We start from the raw sequence: 18391 nt of genomic DNA on the forward strand, positions 1-18391 counted from the left end.
TGAACCTTCGGTGAACCGGACCGGACGCCTGGATGAGAGGACCGTCCGGCAGGAAGGCGCCGCATACTGCTGCACAATGTCTGCAATCTGTTTGCGGGGCTTGAGATCAGCGCGTGCAGGGAGCTTCCGGTGACAGAAAGATCTCATCCTGCGGCCCGGCAACGCCGTTCCGACCGGATTTCGCACCCTCCCCGACGGCGAAATTTGTGCGCGCAACGCCCGATGGTCCCCCGTTGATAACCTGAAGGGCAACACGAAACCGGAACGGTTCGCGCTACATCCGAAAGACGCTAATGCCCCAGGACATCAATAGTTCCATGCCACCTGTCGCGACCCGATGCAAGCGCTGAATTTCAGGCCGTCTGAGTGCCTGCGGCGCCCCTTACATGCCCATGCATATGCTGCTATGTCATTTTGAAAAAGCGCCGTAATAAACGGCGAAACCCGGGACTTCGAAAATGACCAGACAGACCGCCACCATGACGTCTTTTGCCAATCATATGCCGGATGTGGTGGCAATCCGCCGCCACTTGCACCGTCACCCTGAAATAGGCCTCTCCGAGTTCAAGACCTCGGATTTCATTGCCGAACAATTGCTGGCGATGGGGTACGAGGTAACGCGCGGGCTCGCCGGCACTGGCGTTGTCGCCACGCTGCGCAATGGTGACAGCACGCGCACGCTTGGCATTCGAGCCGATATCGACGCCCTGCCGATCCACGAAGAAACGGGGGCGGAGTATGCGAGCGCCAATCAGGGCGTGATGCATGCCTGCGGCCATGATGGCCATACTGCCATGCTTCTCGGCGCAGCGAAGATCATAGCCGAACGCAGGAATTTTAACGGAACACTGCATCTGATCTTCCAGCCGGCGGAGGAAAATTTCGGCGGCGCCCGCATCATGATCGAGGACGGCCTGTTCGACCGCTTTCCCTGCGATGCGGTTTTTGCACTCCACAACGACCCTGGGCTGCCCTTCGGGCACTTCGTGCTGCGCGACGGACCGATCCTTGCCGCGGTCGACGAGTGCAAGATCACCGTCAACGGTTATGGCGGCCACGGTGCCGAACCGCAGGATGCCGCTGACCCTATCGTTGCCGGGGCAAGCATCATCATGGCGCTGCAAACGGTGGTTTCACGCAACATCCATCCGCAGCTGTCGGCGGTCGTCACCGTTGGCGCCTTCCATGCCGGTGCTGCCAGCAACGTCATTCCCGAAACGGCGGAAATGCTACTGACCATCCGTTCCTTCGATCCGGGCGTGCGCGATGAGCTGGAAAAGCGCATTCGGGCGATAGCCGAAGGCCAGGCGGCCAGCTACGGCATGAGCGTGACAATCGATTACGAGCGCGGTTATAATGCAACCGTCAACCACAGGGCGGAAACGGATTATGTCGCCGATCTCGCCCGCCGTTTTGCCGGGCCTGAAAAGGTCGCAGAAATGCAGCGCCCATCGATGGGCGCGGAAGACTTTGCCTACATGCTGGAGAAACGGCCGGGCTGTTATTTCTTCCTCGGCACCGCACGAACCGACAACGACCCGCCGTTGCACCATCCAAAATTTGATTTCAACGACGAAATCCTGCCAATCGGAACCGCTTTCTGGGTCGATCTTGCGGAAGATTACCTGAAGTCGTGAATGGGAATGAAAAAGGCCGGTCGGAGGAGCGACCGGCCTTTTGTTCTCAAATTACCTGATCAGAAGATCGGGAGGATCAGGGAACGAGACCGAATATGACGGCAGCGACAAAGGCCATGCAGACGCCGACGAGAGCCGCATGAACCGAATCTTTCCAGTTGCGCGGCGACTGGGGCTGCGAAACAAAGTCTTTTACTTTTCCTGCCTTGGAATAAGACATTGTACACTCCCTTCCTGCTCGGCCCTTCAAAGCGGGCATTGCTTATTTCACTGGTAGAATAGCTTTATTCCCCACTGTTTCAGTAGAGATAATATTCCATAAGATAGGTGCATCGGGAAAAATACGGATTGCAACTTGCCGGACGGCAAGCATCAATCTACCCATTGCGCGGCATCAGCGCGACGGGGCGCTTTCCGTCTGAAGGCAATGCGGACACGGAAAATACCATGACAGATATCGACGCCATCATCATTGGAGCCGGTGTGATCGGCCTGGCGACAGCGCGAGAACTCGCTATGCGCGGCCACTCCGTCGTCATCCTGGAAAGCGAAAAGGAATTTGGCTCGGTCACTTCCTCCCGCAACAGCGAAGTCATCCACGCAGGCCTTTATTACCCGCCTGGAAGCCTCAAGGCCCGACTTTGCGTGGAGGGCAAGGAGCGTCTTTATGCTTTCTGCCAGAGCCACGGCGTTGCTCATCGCCGCTGCGGCAAACTTATCGTCGCCACGAGCCATGAAGAGACGGCCATGCTCGCCACTCTCCAGGAGAAGGGCAAGGCCAACGGATGTAACGATCTTGAGCTGATTGATGAACGACAGGCGGTTTTACTCGAACCCGCGCTCACCTGCGTTGCAGCCCTTACCTCACCTTCGACCGGTATCATCGACAGTCACGGATACATGCTGGCGCTGTTCGGAGACGCACAGGATCACGGCGCAGCCATGGCCGTCAACGCCCCCTTCGAAAGGGCGGAAGTGGCGGGCGATGGTTTTCGGATCCACGTCGGCGGCGCGGAGCCCACCAGCCTGACGTGCCGGCTGCTCATCAATTCCGCCGGACTTGTTGCGCCGATGGTGGCAAGAAAGATAGAGGGATTGCCGGAGGATGGTATCCCGCAGGCGCGTTTCGCCAAGGGCAGCTATTTTTCGCTGGCCGGCAAGTCACCCTTTTCAAGGCTCATCTATCCGGCACCTCATACTCATGGCCTTGGCGTACATCTCACCCTCGATCTTGCTGGCCAGGCTCGTTTCGGCCCGGATGTGGAGTGGGTGGACGCCATCGATTACGCCGTCGATCCCCAACGCATGGAAGGTTTTGATGATGCGATACGGCGTTATTGGCCGCGCCTTCCCGACCATGCGCTGATCCCGGCCTATTCTGGAATCCGGCCGAAGATTTCAGGTCCGGACGAACCCGCTATGGATTTCCGCATTGACGGGCCGGAAACGCATGGCGTCAACGGTCTCGTCAATCTCTTCGGCATCGAAAGCCCCGGCCTTACTGCCTCGCTGGCCATCGCCAACGAGGTCGCGGCGCGGCTTGGGGCTTGATCCCAACCCGCTCAGCCGAAACGGGACAGCGCACCCGTCATGACCTCCGGATCGACATTGCCGCCGGAAGCGACTGCGATCACCGTTTCACTCTCCAGTTCATCGCCATGGAAGAGGGCCGCCGCCAGGGCCACCGCCCCACCGGGCTCAACGACGATCTTCAGCCGGTTGAAGGCGAGAACCATTGCCCGCAGCGCTTCCTCTTCGGTCACGGCGATGCCTTTCCCGCAAAGCCCAACCATGATCGGGAAGGTGATGTTACCGGGCTGCGGCGTAACGATCGCATCGCAGATCGAACCCGAGGTCGTGGCGTTCCGCTCGATCTTGCCCGAGGCAAGAGAGCGTGCCACATCATCGAACCGCTCCGGTTCCGAAGTCCTGACCTTATAGTTCGGTGCTTTCGCTGCAAGCGCAAGGGATATGCCGGATGTAAGGCCACCGCCGCCGCACGGCACCAGGATCTCGGCTGAATCGATACCCAGTTCCGCGCCCTGTTCAGCAATCTCCAGCCCCACCGTCCCCTGCCCGGCAATGACCAGCGGTTCGTCATAAGGCCTGATCAGCGTCAACCCGCGCTCGCGCGAAATGCGGTCCCCAATGGCATCGCGATCCTCATTCGCGCGGTCATAAAGCACCACCTCCGCGCCATAAGCACGGGTATTGTCGATTTTGATCTTCGGTGCATCCATCGGCATGATGATGACGGCGGGAACGCCGTGGAGGCTGGCGGCAAGCGCCACGCCCTGCGCATGGTTACCGGAGGAAAAGGCGATGACGCCTTTGGCGCGGACCTCCGCAGGCAGGCCTGAGACGGCCGACCAGCCGCCACGAAACTTGAAGGAACCCGTTCTTTGCAGGCATTCAGCTTTTACGAAGAGCTTTCGCCCGGCAATCTCGTCCAGAAAAGGTGATGAGAGAAGCGGCGTGCGAACCGCTTGAGTGCCGATGCGCTCCCGCGCGGCTTCTATCATCGAAATATCGGTCATGTCCTGCCCCTATAATGCGGATGTGCAGGCACCTTATGAGGTCGCACGCATTTACGAAACCGCCTGAAAAGAAAAATCCCCGGACGTGGCCGGGGATTCTGGTCGTGTGATCAATGATTGTGCCGGGGCATCTTCTCGGCAATGCGGCGGAAATCCGCGGCGCCTTCGAGAACCGCGCCGTCCGAAAGCTGCGTTACCGACTGACGATAAATGCGCTGCCAGGGCGTCGCATCCGCGGGAACAGCCGGAATGCCGTCTGCCTTGCGGGCTGCAAGCTCCTCATCCGGCACCAGCACGTTACACTCGCCCTTGTTGAAGTCGATGCGGATCACATCGCCCGTGCGAAGCCACGCCAGGCCACCGCCGGCCGCACTTTCGGGCGAGGCGTTGAGAATGGACGGGCTGTCCGCCGTTCCCGATTGCCGGCCGTCACCGATCGTCGGCAGGCTGGTGATTCCTTTTTTCAAAAGCGCGTCCGGCGGCTGCATGTTGACGACCTCGGCCGAACCCGGCCAGCCAAGCGGCCCCGCACCACGAATGACGAGAATGGTACGCTCATCAATATTAAGGGACGGATCATTGATGCGGGCGTGATAGTCTTCCGAACCGTCAAAAACCACGCATCTGCCCTCGAAAATTCCCTCGTGGCCCGGCTCATTGAGATAACGCTGCCGGAACTCCGCCGAGATCACGCTCGTCTTCATGATGGCGAAATCAAACAGATTGCCCTTGAGAACCAGGAAACCTGCCCGTTCCTTCAGCGGCTTGTCGTAAGGAAGGATCACATCTCGGTCGGTCGATTCCCGACCTTCCAGATTTTCCGCCACAGTTCTACCGGTCACGGTCCGACAGCTTCCATCGAGCTTGCCCGCCTGCAGAAGCTCCCACATGATGGCAGGCGTGCCGCCGGCTCGGTGATATTTCTCACCGAGCCATTTGCCGGCCGGCTGTATGTTGGCCAACAGCGGAATATCGTAACCGTGAACCTGCCAGTCCTCTTCACGGAGTTCAACGCCCGCATGTTTCGCCATCGCCGCGAGATGCGGTTGAGCATTGGTGGAGCCACCGATTGCCGAGTTAACGCGGATCGCGTTCAGGAAGGCTTCGCGCGTCATGATGTCCGAGGGCTTGATATTCTCAACAACCAGTTCAACGGCGCGGCGGCCGGTGCGATAGGCCATCTGGCCGCGTTCACGGTAAGCGGCGGGGATTGCGCCGCAGCCGGTAAGCGACATGCCAAGCGCTTCCGCGATGGCGTTCATGGTCGACGCCGTGCCCATGGTGTTGCAATGCCCGACCGATGGCGCGGATTCCAGCGCCGCCTGCAGAAACTCCTCCCGGGTGATTTCGCCAGCGCCATACTTGCGGCGCATGCGCCAGATCACAGTGCCGGAACCGACCAGATCGCCCTCATGATAACCGTCGAGCATCGGTCCGCCGGAGAGCACGATGGCCGGGATATCGACCGTGCTTGCCGCCATCAATGCCGAGGGCGTGGTCTTGTCGCAGCCCGTCGTTAACACGACACCGTCGAGCGGATAACCGTAAAGCACTTCCACGAGGCTGAGATAGGCAAGATTGCGGTCGAGCGCTGCCGTCGGGCGCTTGCAGTTTTCGAACATCGGATGGGTCGGGAATTCGATAGGAATACCGCCCGCATCACGGATGCCGTCGCGCACACGCTTCACCAACTCCACATGGACGCGGTTGCAGGGCGTAAGATCGCTGCCGCTCTGGGCGATGCCGATCACCGGCTTGCCGGAACGCAGTTCTTCCGGCGTTACGCCATAATTCATGAAGCGCTCCAGATAGAGCGCCGTCATGTCGAGATGATCAGGATTGTCGAACCAGTCCTGCGATCGCAGCCGGCGCATGGGTGTCTTCTCGTCGCTCATAAGCCTGCCTCAGCCCTGTTCGCGGTTGTTGAGTTTTTCGAGGTAAAGCAGGATGCCGCTGTGATCGATATCGGCACCGCCGTCACCGACGAAGTCGTCGAATTCCCGCGTCACCTGCTGCGTAAGCGGCAGGGTAAGCGACAGGTCCTTCGCGGTTGCCAACACGCCATTCAGATCCTTGAGCTGGAATTTGGATGGACCACCCGGCACGAAATTGCGCTTCACCATGCGTTCGCCATGCAATTCCAGTATCCGGCTTTCGGCAAAGCCGCCACGTATGGCATTGCGGAAACCTTCGCGAGAGGCTCCTCCCGCTTCCACCAGCATCATCGCTTCGGCAACCGCGCCGATCGTAATGGCGACGATCTGCTGGTTGGCGAGCTTGCAGAGCTGGCCGGCACCCGAGGGACCCACATAGGTGAGCCGGCCCATCGGTGCAAAGACATCAGCAAGATCCGCGATCAGCGCCTCGTCTCCACCGGCCATGATGGCGAGCGTACCGGCCGTCGCGCCCGGCACACCGCCCGAAACCGGTGCATCGACGTGATGGATGCCAAGCGCCTGAAGCCGGGAGGAGTGTTCACGCGCGATCGGCGGCGCAATCGAGCTGCTGTCGATGACGACAGCCCCCTTTTTCAGCGCTTCGGCCACACCGGCCTCGAACAGCACCTCGCCCACGGCCTTGCCGTCACTCAGCATGGTGATGACAATATCGGCGCCCTTGGCTGCATCTGCCGGCGATGCCGCGACGACCGCGCCATCGGCAACAAGAGCCTCGGCCTTATCGACACTGCGGTTCCAGACCGTGACCGAAAAGCCCGCACCCAGCAGGCGCCGGGCCATCGGCCCTCCCATCAGGCCGGTGCCGATAAAGGCGACCGAGCGCTTCTTCTCCTCCCCGCCGCCACTCATTTCAGTGAACCTCCCAGTTCGTCCTCAATATGAACCTGAATAATCTCTTCGAAGGAGCTTTCCGCCGTAAAGCCCAGTTCGCGGGCACGCTTGGCTTCGAAACCGGGTGCCCAGCCTTCGCACATGCGCATGATCATCTCGTTCGGCTCGCGACGGATGAGGGCGACGGCCTTTTCCCCCGCCACCTTGCGCAGTGCCTCAATCTGTTCGCCGACGGTGGCGCTGAGGCCCGGCATCGACAGGTTGCGGCGCGGGCCGACCTTTTCGACGTCGATCGTGGCGCCATGAATAAGGAAACCGACGGCGGAACGCGGCGAGGCGTGCCAGTGGCGAATGCTTTCCGGCACCGGCAGAACCGCCTCCTGGCCAACCAGCGGCTCACGCAGGATATTGGAGAAGAAGCCGGAGGCAGCCGCATTCGGCTTGCCGGGACGAATGCAGATGGTGGGAAGGCGAATGCCGATGCCGTCAAAGAAACCGCGGCGGCTGTAGTCGGACAGGAGCAATTCGCAGATAGCCTTCTGCGTACCGTAGCTGGTCAGCGGCGTGGTGTGGAATTCGTCCGGGATCGGATAGGGAAGCGGCGCACCGAAGACGGCGATCGAGGAGGTGAAGACCACGCGCGGCTTGTAGCCATCCTTGCCGTTGGCAAGGCGGATGGCATCGAAGAGATAACGCGTGCCGTCGAGATTGATGCGGTAGCCCTTGTCGAAATCGAGTTCGGCTTCGCCGGAGACGATGGCGGCAAGGTGGAAGATGACATCCGGACGGGCTTCGACCAGCTTTTCGGCTTCGCCAGGTGCGGAAAGATCGGCCGCGCGCGCATCGACGGCACCGGAAAAACCGGCGGGCGCTTCGGGCTGGAACACGTCGATAAGCGTGAATTTCTCCACCGCCTTGCCACCCAGTGACCCTTCCTTGACGAGACGCTGCGTCAGCTTGCGGCCCACCATGCCAGCGGCGCCAATAATTGCGATATGCATGTCTTCCTCCTCTTTGTCCCGGTCGTTCTCCCGAGACCGAAAAAACATCATCAGCCAACCGACCGATAAATTAGCTTGTAAGGTTGTCTGATAACCTTATATGATCGAGTTGAAAATAGTATTTTTTCACAAACCGGCAAAAGCAAGGGCGAAGAAGCCTTGCCCGGACATTTCAGGGCGGATTGAGCGGAGAGGGTGGAATGACGATCGTCAGCGAACACGATATCGGGGAATTGCGATTCTCGCTGAAGAACAGGTTGGGCGAGGCTTTGGTGCTCACGTCGCCGGAGGACATGCTGCGTTATTGCCGGGACTGGCATGGCGACGTCACCAGTTCGGCTGTAGCCGTGATCCGTCCCCGGTCGACGGAGGAAGTATCTGATACGGTGCGCGCCTGCGCCGAACTCGGACTCGCCATCATCCCTCAGGGCGGTAATACCGGTCTTGTACTCGGCGGCATTCCCGATGCGCCTAAACGCCAGGTCGTTCTTAGCCTCGAGCGCATGAACGCCATCCGCACCATAGACAGCGATGATTTTTCCGCCGTCGTGGAAGCGGGCTGCATTCTCTCGGAATTCAAGGACGCGGTGCAGGACAAGGGTATGTTCTTCCCGCTATCACTTGGGGCCCAGGGTAGCTGCCGTATAGGCGGTAATGTCTCCACAAATGCCGGCGGCATCAATGTGCTGCGGTACGGGATGACGCGCGAACTGGTCCTGGGTCTCGAAGTGGTGCTACCGGATGGCACTATCTGGAATGGGCTGTCGACGCTGCGCAAGGATAATCGCGGCATCGACCTGAAGCAGCTTTTCATCGGTGCGGAAGGAACGCTCGGCATTATCACCGCCGTTGCCGTCAAGCTCTACCCTAATCCGGAACATGTCGAAACGGCGCTGCTCGGCCTCAATTCGCTTGACGATGCCATCAAGCTTTACCGTCGCGCCCGTCGCGAATGCTGCGACCTGATGTCTGCCTTCGAATTTATGCCGCCGGTCGCCTTCACGCTGGCGATCGAGGCAATCCCCGACCTTAAAATGCCGATCGCCGGTGACTACCCGGCCTATGTGCTGATGGAAATTTCAGGCTCCGGCCTGGTCGACACGGCAGACCTGATGGGCCGCTTCCTCGAAGGCGTCATGGAAGACGGGCTGGTGCTGGATGGCGTCATCGCATCGTCACGGGCGCAGGCGCAATCTCTTTGGCTATTCCGCGAAGGCATGAACGAAGGCCAGGCGCTGCGCGGCAGCCATATGCGCACCGATATTTCCGTACCGCTGTCAAAACTCGCGGCTTTCGTGGCCGAAGCTGAAGCGGAACTGGCGGAAAAACTGCCGGAGTGCCTCGCTGTTTCCTACGGCCATGTGGGAGACGGAAACGTTCACCTCAACGTACTGCCGCCGAACGGCTCGACGCCGGAAGAGCGCGAAGCATTCATCTACAAGTCCAAAACGCTCGTCAATGACGTCCTCGACCGTTACGTCGGCAGCATCAGCGCCGAGCACGGCATCGGCCGGTTGAAACGCTCGGATTTCGAAAGCCGGCTATCTGACGTGCAGCGGCGGATGATCACTGGCCTGAAAAACACCTTCGACCCTGATTTGCGGATGAATCCCGGTTGCCAGATAACCCTGCAACCGGATAGCTAATCAAGGTACGGCAGAGGCGGCTGAAAAACGCCGCCTTAAAAAACCCCGCTGACGGCGAAGGAGGAAGTCGTCTGCAGCGGGAAAAACGAACCAATCGTTTCTGTGGAACGGGAGCAACCATGACGCTGGAGTTCAATCAGATACATCGCAATGACCATCTCCCCGGCCGCATCGCCGCAGAGATCGCACGCGAGATCAACGATTCGAAACTCGGGCCGGGCGACAGGCTGCCGACTGAACATGTGCTGGCAAAAACCTTCGGGGTGAGCCGCTCTGTCATCCGCGAGGCGATAGCACAATTGCGCAATGAAGGTTTCGTCGAAACCCGGCAGGGCGTGGGCGCATTCGTCACCGATCCCCGGCAGAGACTGTCCATCCGTATCGAGCGCTCCCGGCTGAACGATCCGGAGAACTTCCGCGATCTTTTCCAGCTTCGCATGCCGCTGGAAATAGAAGCAGCAGGGCTGGCGGCATTGCATCGCAGCCCGCAGCAGTTGGCGCGACTGGCCGCGGCACTGGAAAAGATGAAAACCGCCGACGATTGGTCGACGGAAGGCGTTGCCGCCGATCTGGACTTCCACCGTATTCTGGCTGAGGCCACACAAAACGAATATTTCCTGATGTTCCTCGGCTTCATTGCGGAGCGCATCAGTTCCGCCATCAACATCGCTTTCTCCCGGGCGGTTTTTGGGGAAATTCTCGAGGTAACGATTGCCGAACATGTGGCAATTTACGAGGCCGTGGAAAAAGCTGATGCGCCCGCGGCCAAGAGCGCGATGCGCAAGCATCTGATTGGTGCGGCGAGCCGCGTCAATCTGGAGCTGGATATATTTTGACTGGAAAAAGTCACTGGCAGTCAAGCTATAGGACAGGTTTCCGCGCTTCATGAGCGATACATGATAAATTTGTCCGTGAGACCGCTAGACTCGCTCGAAAAGTCATACTAAGAAGAATAAGATTAGGTTGTCAGACATCCAGACAATAAGACCGCAGGAGGCGGCCTGTCGGAAGTCTGAAAGGGGAGGATATACATGGCCGGCGTAAGGTCGATCGACGCTACCGCAATTTTGCCTGAGGATTATGAAAACGCTTTGCTCGTCGGCCGCGTCTGGTCGAAAAGCGAAGGCGGCCCCTGCCCCGTCCTCCTCAAGGATGGCGTGCTTTATGACCTCACGTCTGTTTCTCCAACCATGTCAGAGCTTCTGGAGAAGACCGACCTGGTGGAGCAGCTCAAGGACACCGGTACTTTCGTCGCCTTAGGCGCGCTGGACGCGTTTCTGGACGGCTCAGCTGGCGATCTCCTCGCTCCCAACGATATTCAGGCCGTCAAGGCTGCAGGTGTCACCTTCGCCGACAGCATGCTGGAACGCGTGATCGAGGAACAGGCCAAGGGCGATCCGCTGCGTGCGCAGGAAATTCGCGGACGGCTGGCGCCTGTTCTTGGCGACAATCTCAAGGGACTTGAGGCCGGCTCAGAAAAAGCCGCCGAGGTGAAAAAACTGCTCCAGGAAATGGGCCTCTGGTCGCAATATCTGGAAGTGGGCATCGGCCCGGATGCGGAAATCTTCTCCAAGGCGCAGGCCATGGCCTCCGTCGGCTGCGGTGCCCTGATCGGCGTCCATCCCAAATCGCAGTGGAACAACCCTGAGCCGGAAGTGGTATTGGCCATCACCTCTGACGGTCACATTGTCGGCGCGACGCTCGGCAACGACGTCAACCTGCGCGATTTCGAAGGCCGCTCCGCCCTGCTGCTCAGCAAGGCTAAGGACAACAATGCCTCCTGCGCAATCGGCCCGTTCATCCGCCTGTTCGATGGCAACTTCAGCATTGAAGATGTGAAGAAGGCGCAGATTTCGCTTCTGGTCGAAGGAGAGGATGGTTTCACCATGACGGGCGTCAGCCCCATGGAGGCGATCAGCCGCACGCCGGAAAACCTCGCTTCGCAGCTCTTGAACCGTAACCACCAATATCCTGACGGCGCAGTCTTTTTCCTTGGCACGATGTTCGCGCCGGTAAAGGACCGCCATGGCCCAGGTCTCGGCTTCACCCATTCAAAGGGTGACCGTGTCGAAATCTCCACGCCCAAGCTCGGTAAGCTGATCAACTGGGTCACGACGACTGACGAATGCCCGGAATGGACGTTCGGCACCGCGGCACTGATGCGCAACCTGGCGAAACGAGGGCTGCTCTAGATATTTCTTCGGGAGGGGAAAATGCAAAAGACCATCAATCTTTTTTACCGGATTCTCGAAATCATTCTCGTCGCGCTGCTTGCCGGCATGTCGATCATGGTCTTCGTCAACGTCGTCATGCGTTACACGATGAATTCCGGCATCAATGTCTCGGAAGAGCTGTCACGCTATTTCTTCGTGTGGCTGACCTTCCTCGGCGCGGTGCTGACCTTCCGCGAGAACAGCCATATGGGCATTGAAACGCTCGTGATGTTTCTGTCGCGCCGCGCCCGCATCGTCTGCATGATCATCTCGAACATCATCATTCTGGCCTGTTCCGCCATCTTCTTCTGGGGCACCTGGAAACAGTCCGGCATCAACGCCAGCATGCACGCCCCGGTCACCAAGCTCTCCATGATCTGGGTCTATGGCATCGGCATGTTCACGGGTGGCCTGATGTTCGTGATCGCGCTGGAACGCCTGTACCGCCTTCTGACGGGCCGCGTGACGGAAGACGAAATCGCCCAGTTTGCGGGCGAGAACCTGACGATCGAACAGCTTTCGGAGCGCTGATACCATGACACTTTTCGTTTTTGTCGGCTCTCTTCTGGGAGCCATGGCCATTGGCGTTCCCGTCGCTTTCTCGCTGATGTTCTGTGGCGTCGTGCTCATGTGGTACATGGGCATGTTCAACACCGCTATCATCGCGCAGAACATGATCTCGGGCGCAGACACCTTCACCCTGCTTGCCATCCCCTTCTTCATCCTCGCTGGCGAACTGATGAATTCCGGCGGCCTGTCCCGCCGCATCATCGACTTTGCGATCGCGCTGGTCGGCCACATCAGGGGCGGCCTCGGCATCGTGGCCATCGTCGCTGCCATCATCATGGCCAGCATCTCCGGTTCGGCCGCAGCCGATACCGCAGCCCTCGCCGCAATCCTCATCCCGATGATGGCGAAGGCCGGTTACAATATTCCGCGCTCCGGCGGCCTGATCGCAGCCGGCGGTATCATCGCCCCGGTCATTCCACCGTCCATGGCGTTCATCGTCTTCGGTGTCGCCGCTAACGTTTCGATCACCCAGCTTTTCCTTGCCGGTATCGTACCCGGTATTCTGATGGGCATCTCACTGATCGTCGCCTGGCTGATCGTGGTGCGCAAGGACGACGTCAAGCCGCTGCCGAAAACCACGGCCAAGGAACGCGTTACAGCCACGGCCCGCGCCGGCTGGGCGCTCGGCATGCCCGTCATCATCCTCGGCGGTATCAAGGCCGGCATCATGACGCCGACGGAAGCCGCCGTCGTGGCTGCCGCCTATGCGCTTTTCGTCGGCATGGTGATCTACCGCGAACTGAAGCCGGCTGACCTGTTCCACGTGCTGCTGCGCGCCGCGAAGAGCACCTCGATCATCATGTTCCTGGTCTGCGCGGCCCTCGTCTCCGCATGGCTCATTACGGCGGCAAACATTCCGAACGAAGTTGCCGGTTACATCGAGCCGCTGATCGACCGTCCGATGCTGCTGATGGCTGTCATCATGGTGCTGGTCTTCGTCGTCGGCACCGCGCTTGACCTGACGCCGACCATCCTGATCCTGACGCCAGTTCTGATGCCCATCATCAAGCAGGCGGGCATCGACCCGGTCTATTTCGGTGTTCTCTTCATCATCAACAACGCCATCGGCCTGATTACCCCGCCGGTTGGCGTGGTGCTGAACGTCGTCAGCGGCGTCGGCCGCATCCCGCTCGGCAAGGTCACGATCGGTGTCTGGCCCTTCCTCGTCGCCGAAACCATCGTGCTGGCGCTGCTGGTGATTTTCCCGGACATCGTCCTCGTGCCTCTGCAGTACCTACGTTAAGTGAAACTTTTTCTCGACCACAGTCCAAGGGAGGATATTATGAGAAAGCTTCTTCTGACCACCACGGCAATCGCCTTCGCAGTCGGCGCGGCAGCGCCGGCAATGGCCGAATTCAACAGCCGCAACATCCGCGTTTCGAACGGTATCAACCAGGATCATCCCGTCGGCAACGGCATCAAGGCCATGCAGGCCTGCCTCGACGACAAGTCCGGCGGCAAGCTGAAACTGACGGCATTCTGGGGTGGCGCTCTCGGCGGTGACCTTCAGGCGACACAGGCCCTGCGCTCCGGCGTTCAGGAAGCGGTCGTCACGTCGTCCTCGCCGCTCGTCGGTCTCATCCCGTCGCTGGGCGTCTTCGACCTGCCATTCCTCTTCGCCAATGCCAAGGAAGCCGATGCCGTCATGGACGGCGCCTTCGGCGACATGATGAACAAGAAGCTGGAAGAACAGGGCCTCGTAAACCTCGCTTACTGGGAAAACGGCTTCCGCAACCTGTCGAACTCCAAGCATGCCGTCAACAAGTGGGAAGATTTCTCGGGCCTCAAGGTCCGCGTGATGCAGAACAACATCTTCCTCGACACCTTCCAGAACCTCGGTGCAAACGCTACGCCGATGGCTTTCGGCGAAGTCTTCTCGGCGCTTGAGACCAACGCGATCGATGCCCAGGAAAACCCCTATGTGACGATCGACACCTCGAAGTTCTACGAGGTGCAGAAGTACATCACGGAGACGAACCACGCTTACACGCCGTTCCTCTTCCTCTTCTCCAAGCCGATCTTCGACAGCTACACGCCGGAAGAACAGGCAGCCCTGCGCGAATGCGCAGTCGTGGGTCGTGACGAAGAGCGCAAGGTCATCCGCGAACTGAACCAGAAGTCGCTGGAAAAGATCAAGGCTGCCGGCCTCGAGGTGAACTCGCTGTCTGCCGAAGAGCAGGCGCGTATCCGCGAAAAGTCGATGGTCGTTTACGAAAAGCACAAGGCTGAAATCGGCGCCGACGTCGTTGACGCCGTTCTGGCGGACCTCAAGAAGATCCGCGGCCAGTAAGCGTTACAGCCTACGATGAAAAACACCCGGAGGTTCGCCTCCGGGTGTTTTTGTTTGTGAGGACAGTCAATAGAAAAAGGCTGCCGAAGCAGCCTCTCAGTTCACGCCGTGCGGTTTTGCCGGTTGGCGATGAGGTCCTCGACGACAGCAGGATCAGCGAGCGTCGACGTATCTCCCAGCGCACCAAAATCATCCTCGGCGATCTTGCGCAGGATGCGCCGCATGATCTTGCCGGAACGGGTCTTCGGCAGGCCGGGCGCGAACTGGATCTTATCGGGTGTCGCAACCGGTCCGATCTCGTTGCGCACGTGTTTTACCAGCTCTTCGCGCAGCGCATAGTCGCCGTTCTGGCCTGCCATCAGCGTGACATAACAATAGATGCCCTGCCCCTTGATCGGATGCGGATAACCGACCACGGCCGCTTCCGAAACCTGATGATGCGACACCAGCGCCGATTCCACCTCGGCCGTGCCAAGACGATGACCGGAAACGTTCAGCACGTCATCGACGCGGCCGGTGATCCAGTAATAACCATCCTCATCGCGCCGGCAGCCATCACCGGTGAAATACTTGCCCTTGTAGGTGGAGAAGTAGGTGTCGATGAAGCGCTGATGATCGCCATAGACGGAGCGCGACTGGCCCGGCCAGCTGTCGATGATGCAGAGATTGCCGTCTGCCGGCCCCTCCAGCACATTGCCTTCGGCATCGACAAGCTGCGGCTGCACACCGAAGAACGGCCTTGTCGCCGAGCCGGGTTTCAGATCGGTCGCACCCGGCAGCGGCGAGATGAGAATGCCGCCGGTTTCCGTCTGCCACCATGTATCGACGATCGGGCTCTTGTCCTCACCGACAACATGGTAATACCACTCCCATGCTTCCGGGTTGATCGGCTCGCCCACGGTGCCGAGAAGACGGATGCTGGAGCGCGACGAGCGCTGGACGAACTGGTCACCCGCACCCATCAGCGATCTGAGCGCTGTCGGCGCCGTGTAGAAGATGTTGACCTTGTGCTTGTCGATGACTTCCCAGAAACGGCCCTGATCCGGAAAATTGGGAACACCTTCGAACATCAGCGTCGTCGCGCAATTGGCCAGCGGTCCATAGACTATATAAGAGTGTCCCGTGACCCAGCCGACATCGGCCGTACACCAGTAGACCTCGCCATCCTTGTAATCGAAGACATATTCATGCGTCATCGACGTATAGACGAGGTAGCCGCCCGTGGTGTGCAGCACGCCCTTTGGCTTGCCGGTAGAGCCCGACGTATAGAGGATGAACAGCGGATCTTCCGCGCGCATCTTCACAGGCGGGCAATCCGGTTTCACCGTGGCGATTTCCTGGTGGTACCAGATGTCGCGGCCCGGCGCCCAGCCGGTCTTGCCGCCGGTTCGGCGAACGACCAGAACCTTGTTGACAATGACATATTGCTTGGCGGCGATATCGATCGCCTTGTCGGTATTTTCTTTCAGCGGTATCGGCTTGCCGCCGCGCACACCTTCATCGCAGGTAATGACGAAGGTCGACTGGCAGTCAACGATGCGGCCCGCCAGCGCTTCCGGCGAGAAACCGCCGAAAACGACCGAATGGATCGCCCCGATGCGCGCACAGGCGAGCATCGCATAGGCTGCCTCCGGTATCATCGGCATATAGATGGTGACGCGGTCGCCCTTCTTGACGCCGTGCTTCTTCAGCACATTCGCCAGACGGCAGACGTAATCATAAAGCTGGTTATAGGTGATCTTCTTGTCGATATAGGGGTTATCGCCTTCCCAGATGATCGCGGTGCGCTCGCCATGCGTCTTCAGATGCCGGTCAATACAGTTGTAGGAGACGTTGGTGAGGCCGTCCTCGAACCACTTGATTGGCACCCTGCCCTTGAAGGACGTATTCTTGACCTTGGTGTAAGGCTTGAACCAGTCGATCCGACGGCCATGCTTGTCCCAGAATTTTTCTGGATCCTCGACGCTCTCCTGGTACCATTTCTGGTAACGCTCATTGTCGATGAGCGTGCGGGCTTTCGCCGACTTGAGCACCGGGTAGATTTTGGCAGACATGAACTCCTCCTGGAACCGGGTATGGCTTCTGACGCGGCCCGAGACTCCCACCTCAGGCATGTGTTGAATTCATAGCAGGTCAATTGCACACGGCAATTAGACAAAGGTCATTTGTTTCGCAAAGAATTGCAATTATGATGCAATCCGGTTATAGAGCGGCAATATCCCGGAAATCAGTGGTTGATACCACGCCCGCGACACCGGCGCGGACGGACAGAAGGACTGTATCTATGGCTCAACAATTGCTCATGCCAAAGGCAACGGCTGTATGGCTGGTTGACAACACCGCGCTGTCGTTCGATCAGATCGCCACGTTCTGCAAACTGCACCCGCTTGAAGTCAAGGCAATTGCCGACGGTGAAGCCGCGCAGGGCATCAAGGGCCTCGACCCGATCGCCACCGGACAGCTTTCCCGCGATGAAATCGCCCGCGCCGAAGGCAACCCGAACCACAAGCTGAAGCTTTCCGAGCCGAAGGTGCGCGTGCCGGAATCCAAGCGTCGCGGCCCGCGCTACACGCCGGTTTCCAAGCGTCAGGACCGTCCGAACGCCATTCTCTGGCTCGTTCGCAACCACCCGGAACTGAAGGATGCGCAGATTTCGCGTCTCGTCGGCACCACGAAGTCGACCATTGAGCAAATCCGCGACCGCACCCACTGGAACTCGGCAAACCTGACGCCGATGGACCCGGTCACACTCGGCCTCTGCAGCCAGATCGATCTCGACCTCGAAGTTGAACGCGCCTCGCGTGGCCGTCCGCTGCCGACCGCCGAAGAGCTGGACAACACATTGCAGCCGGCGACGGCAACGGAAGGCCTGGATTACAACTTCCAGCGCGAAGAAGACGAACAGATCGACGCCGATGCGGTCTTCAAGAAGCTCTCCTCGCTGAAATCCACGCAGAAGGACGAAGACGAGGACGATCAGTACTGATCGACGTTTTCGAATGCTTGAAACCCGGCCTCAGCGCCGGGTTTTTTGTTTATGGCCTTATCGCGTGCCGAAGATCGCCGAGCCCACACGAACACTGGTCGCGCCGAATTCGACGGCCGTTTCGAAATCCCCGGACATGCCCATGGAGAGTTTTTCCAGGCCACATTGCTTGGCAAGCTTCGCCAGCAGCGCAAAATGCGGACCAGGATTTTCATCTGCCGGCGGAATGCACATCAGCCCCTCGACCAACAATTTCAACTCGTCCCGGCAAAATGCCACGAAAGCGATGGTCTCACGCGGATCGATGCCCGCCTTTTGCGGCTCAAGCCCGGTATTGACCTGCACATAAAAACGAAGTTTGCGGCCCTGTTTGCCGCATTCCTCGGCAAGCGCACGGGCGATCTTTTCGCGGTCGACGCTTTCGACGACGTCAAATAATGCCACGGCGTCCGCAGCCTTGTTGGACTGCAATGGGCCGATCAGATGCAGTTCTATGCCATCAGTCTTCTCTTTCAGCGCCGGCCACTTGCCCTGCGCCTCCTGCACGCGGTTCTCTCCGAACACGCGCTGGCCGGCATCGATGACCGGCTGGATCGCCTCCGCTTCGAAGGTCTTCGATACCGCGACGAGGGCAACATCTGCCGCCTTGCGGTTGGATTTTTCCGCCACATCCGCAATGCGCTGCCTGACATCCTGAAGTCGTGCTTCGATTTCCATCACAA

At 59.3% G+C, this 18391-nt stretch carries 16 protein-coding genes; 9 read left to right on the top strand and 7 right to left on the bottom strand.

What is annotated here, in order from left to right:
* Positions 1-458 precede the first annotated feature (458 nt).
* On the top strand, positions 459-1637 hold the full coding sequence (locus tag EYD00_RS11745) for a M20 aminoacylase family protein (protein WP_004443996.1): 1179 nt from the start codon (positions 459-461) through the stop codon (positions 1635-1637).
* Between the two features lie 76 nt (positions 1638-1713).
* Here the strand turns inward: EYD00_RS11745 and EYD00_RS11750 are convergent, their stop codons facing one another.
* The gene (locus EYD00_RS11750; protein WP_004443999.1) at positions 1714-1857 is read right to left on the bottom strand and encodes a hypothetical protein; all 144 of its coding nucleotides are present in this window, start codon (positions 1855-1857) and stop codon (positions 1714-1716) included.
* A gap of 227 nt (positions 1858-2084) precedes the next feature.
* Here EYD00_RS11750 and EYD00_RS11755 point away from each other — a divergent pair, with 227 nt between their 5' ends.
* Entirely contained in the window at positions 2085-3188 is a 1104-nt protein-coding gene (locus tag EYD00_RS11755) for an NAD(P)/FAD-dependent oxidoreductase (RefSeq protein ID WP_004444001.1), read from the top strand.
* A gap of 11 nt (positions 3189-3199) precedes the next feature.
* Here the strand turns inward: EYD00_RS11755 and EYD00_RS11760 are convergent, their stop codons facing one another.
* The 4 genes from EYD00_RS11760 to denD all read right to left on the bottom strand — a co-directional run bounded on the left by EYD00_RS11760 (position 3200) and on the right by denD (position 7964).
* A complete protein-coding gene (locus EYD00_RS11760; RefSeq protein ID WP_004444004.1) occupies positions 3200-4174 on the bottom strand; it encodes a threonine ammonia-lyase in 975 nt (324 codons plus the stop codon).
* Between the two features lie 110 nt (positions 4175-4284).
* Positions 4285-6069, bottom strand: a complete 1785-nt coding sequence (locus EYD00_RS11765) for an IlvD/Edd family dehydratase (RefSeq protein ID WP_004444006.1) — start codon at positions 6067-6069, stop codon at positions 4285-4287.
* A 9-nt stretch (positions 6070-6078) separates the two neighbouring features.
* Entirely contained in the window at positions 6079-6981 is a 903-nt protein-coding gene (locus EYD00_RS11770) for an NAD(P)-dependent oxidoreductase (protein WP_004444009.1), read from the bottom strand.
* Complete coding sequence (denD, locus tag EYD00_RS11775; protein ID WP_004444012.1) at positions 6978-7964, bottom strand: D-erythronate dehydrogenase; 987 nt, start codon at positions 7962-7964, stop codon at positions 6978-6980. The genes EYD00_RS11770 and denD overlap by 4 nt, the downstream gene beginning before the upstream one ends.
* Before the next feature lie 200 nt (positions 7965-8164).
* Here denD and EYD00_RS11780 point away from each other — a divergent pair, with 200 nt between their 5' ends.
* The 6 genes from EYD00_RS11780 to EYD00_RS11805 all read left to right on the top strand — a co-directional run bounded on the left by EYD00_RS11780 (position 8165) and on the right by EYD00_RS11805 (position 14683).
* Positions 8165-9610 (top strand): FAD-binding oxidoreductase, encoded by a 1446-nt coding sequence (locus EYD00_RS11780; RefSeq protein WP_004444014.1) that lies wholly within the window; start codon positions 8165-8167, stop codon positions 9608-9610.
* Positions 9611-9729: 119 nt separating this feature from the next.
* Positions 9730-10446 carry a FadR/GntR family transcriptional regulator gene (locus EYD00_RS11785; RefSeq protein WP_004444017.1) on the top strand — a complete coding sequence of 239 codons (717 nt, stop codon included), beginning with the start codon at positions 9730-9732 and terminating at the stop codon, positions 10444-10446.
* Between the two features lie 195 nt (positions 10447-10641).
* Positions 10642-11802, top strand: a complete 1161-nt coding sequence (locus EYD00_RS11790) for a fumarylacetoacetate hydrolase family protein (protein WP_004444019.1) — start codon at positions 10642-10644, stop codon at positions 11800-11802.
* Positions 11803-11823: 21 nt separating this feature from the next.
* Entirely contained in the window at positions 11824-12354 is a 531-nt protein-coding gene (locus EYD00_RS11795) for a TRAP transporter small permease (RefSeq protein WP_004444021.1), read from the top strand.
* Between the two features lie 4 nt (positions 12355-12358).
* Positions 12359-13636 carry a TRAP transporter large permease gene (locus EYD00_RS11800; RefSeq protein ID WP_004444023.1) on the top strand — a complete coding sequence of 426 codons (1278 nt, stop codon included), beginning with the start codon at positions 12359-12361 and terminating at the stop codon, positions 13634-13636.
* Positions 13637-13675: 39 nt separating this feature from the next.
* Positions 13676-14683, top strand: a complete 1008-nt coding sequence (locus EYD00_RS11805; protein WP_004444024.1) for a TRAP transporter substrate-binding protein — start codon at positions 13676-13678, stop codon at positions 14681-14683.
* A gap of 101 nt (positions 14684-14784) precedes the next feature.
* On the opposite strand, the gene acs is transcribed toward EYD00_RS11805, so the two are convergent.
* Positions 14785-16737 carry an acetate--CoA ligase gene (acs, locus tag EYD00_RS11810; RefSeq protein ID WP_004444026.1) on the bottom strand — a complete coding sequence of 651 codons (1953 nt, stop codon included), beginning with the start codon at positions 16735-16737 and terminating at the stop codon, positions 14785-14787.
* Positions 16738-16967: 230 nt separating this feature from the next.
* On the opposite strand from acs, the gene EYD00_RS11815 reads away from it, so the two are divergent.
* On the top strand, positions 16968-17669 hold the full coding sequence (locus EYD00_RS11815) for a DUF1013 domain-containing protein (protein ID WP_004444027.1): 702 nt from the start codon (positions 16968-16970) through the stop codon (positions 17667-17669).
* Between the two features lie 57 nt (positions 17670-17726).
* On the opposite strand, the gene EYD00_RS11820 is transcribed toward EYD00_RS11815, so the two are convergent.
* Entirely contained in the window at positions 17727-18386 is a 660-nt protein-coding gene (locus EYD00_RS11820) for a YggS family pyridoxal phosphate-dependent enzyme (protein ID WP_004444031.1), read from the bottom strand.
* Positions 18387-18391 lie beyond the last annotated feature (5 nt).

The organism is Agrobacterium sp. 33MFTa1.1 (assembly GCF_004328495.1).
Lineage (GTDB): Bacteria > Pseudomonadota > Alphaproteobacteria > Rhizobiales > Rhizobiaceae > Agrobacterium > Agrobacterium pusense.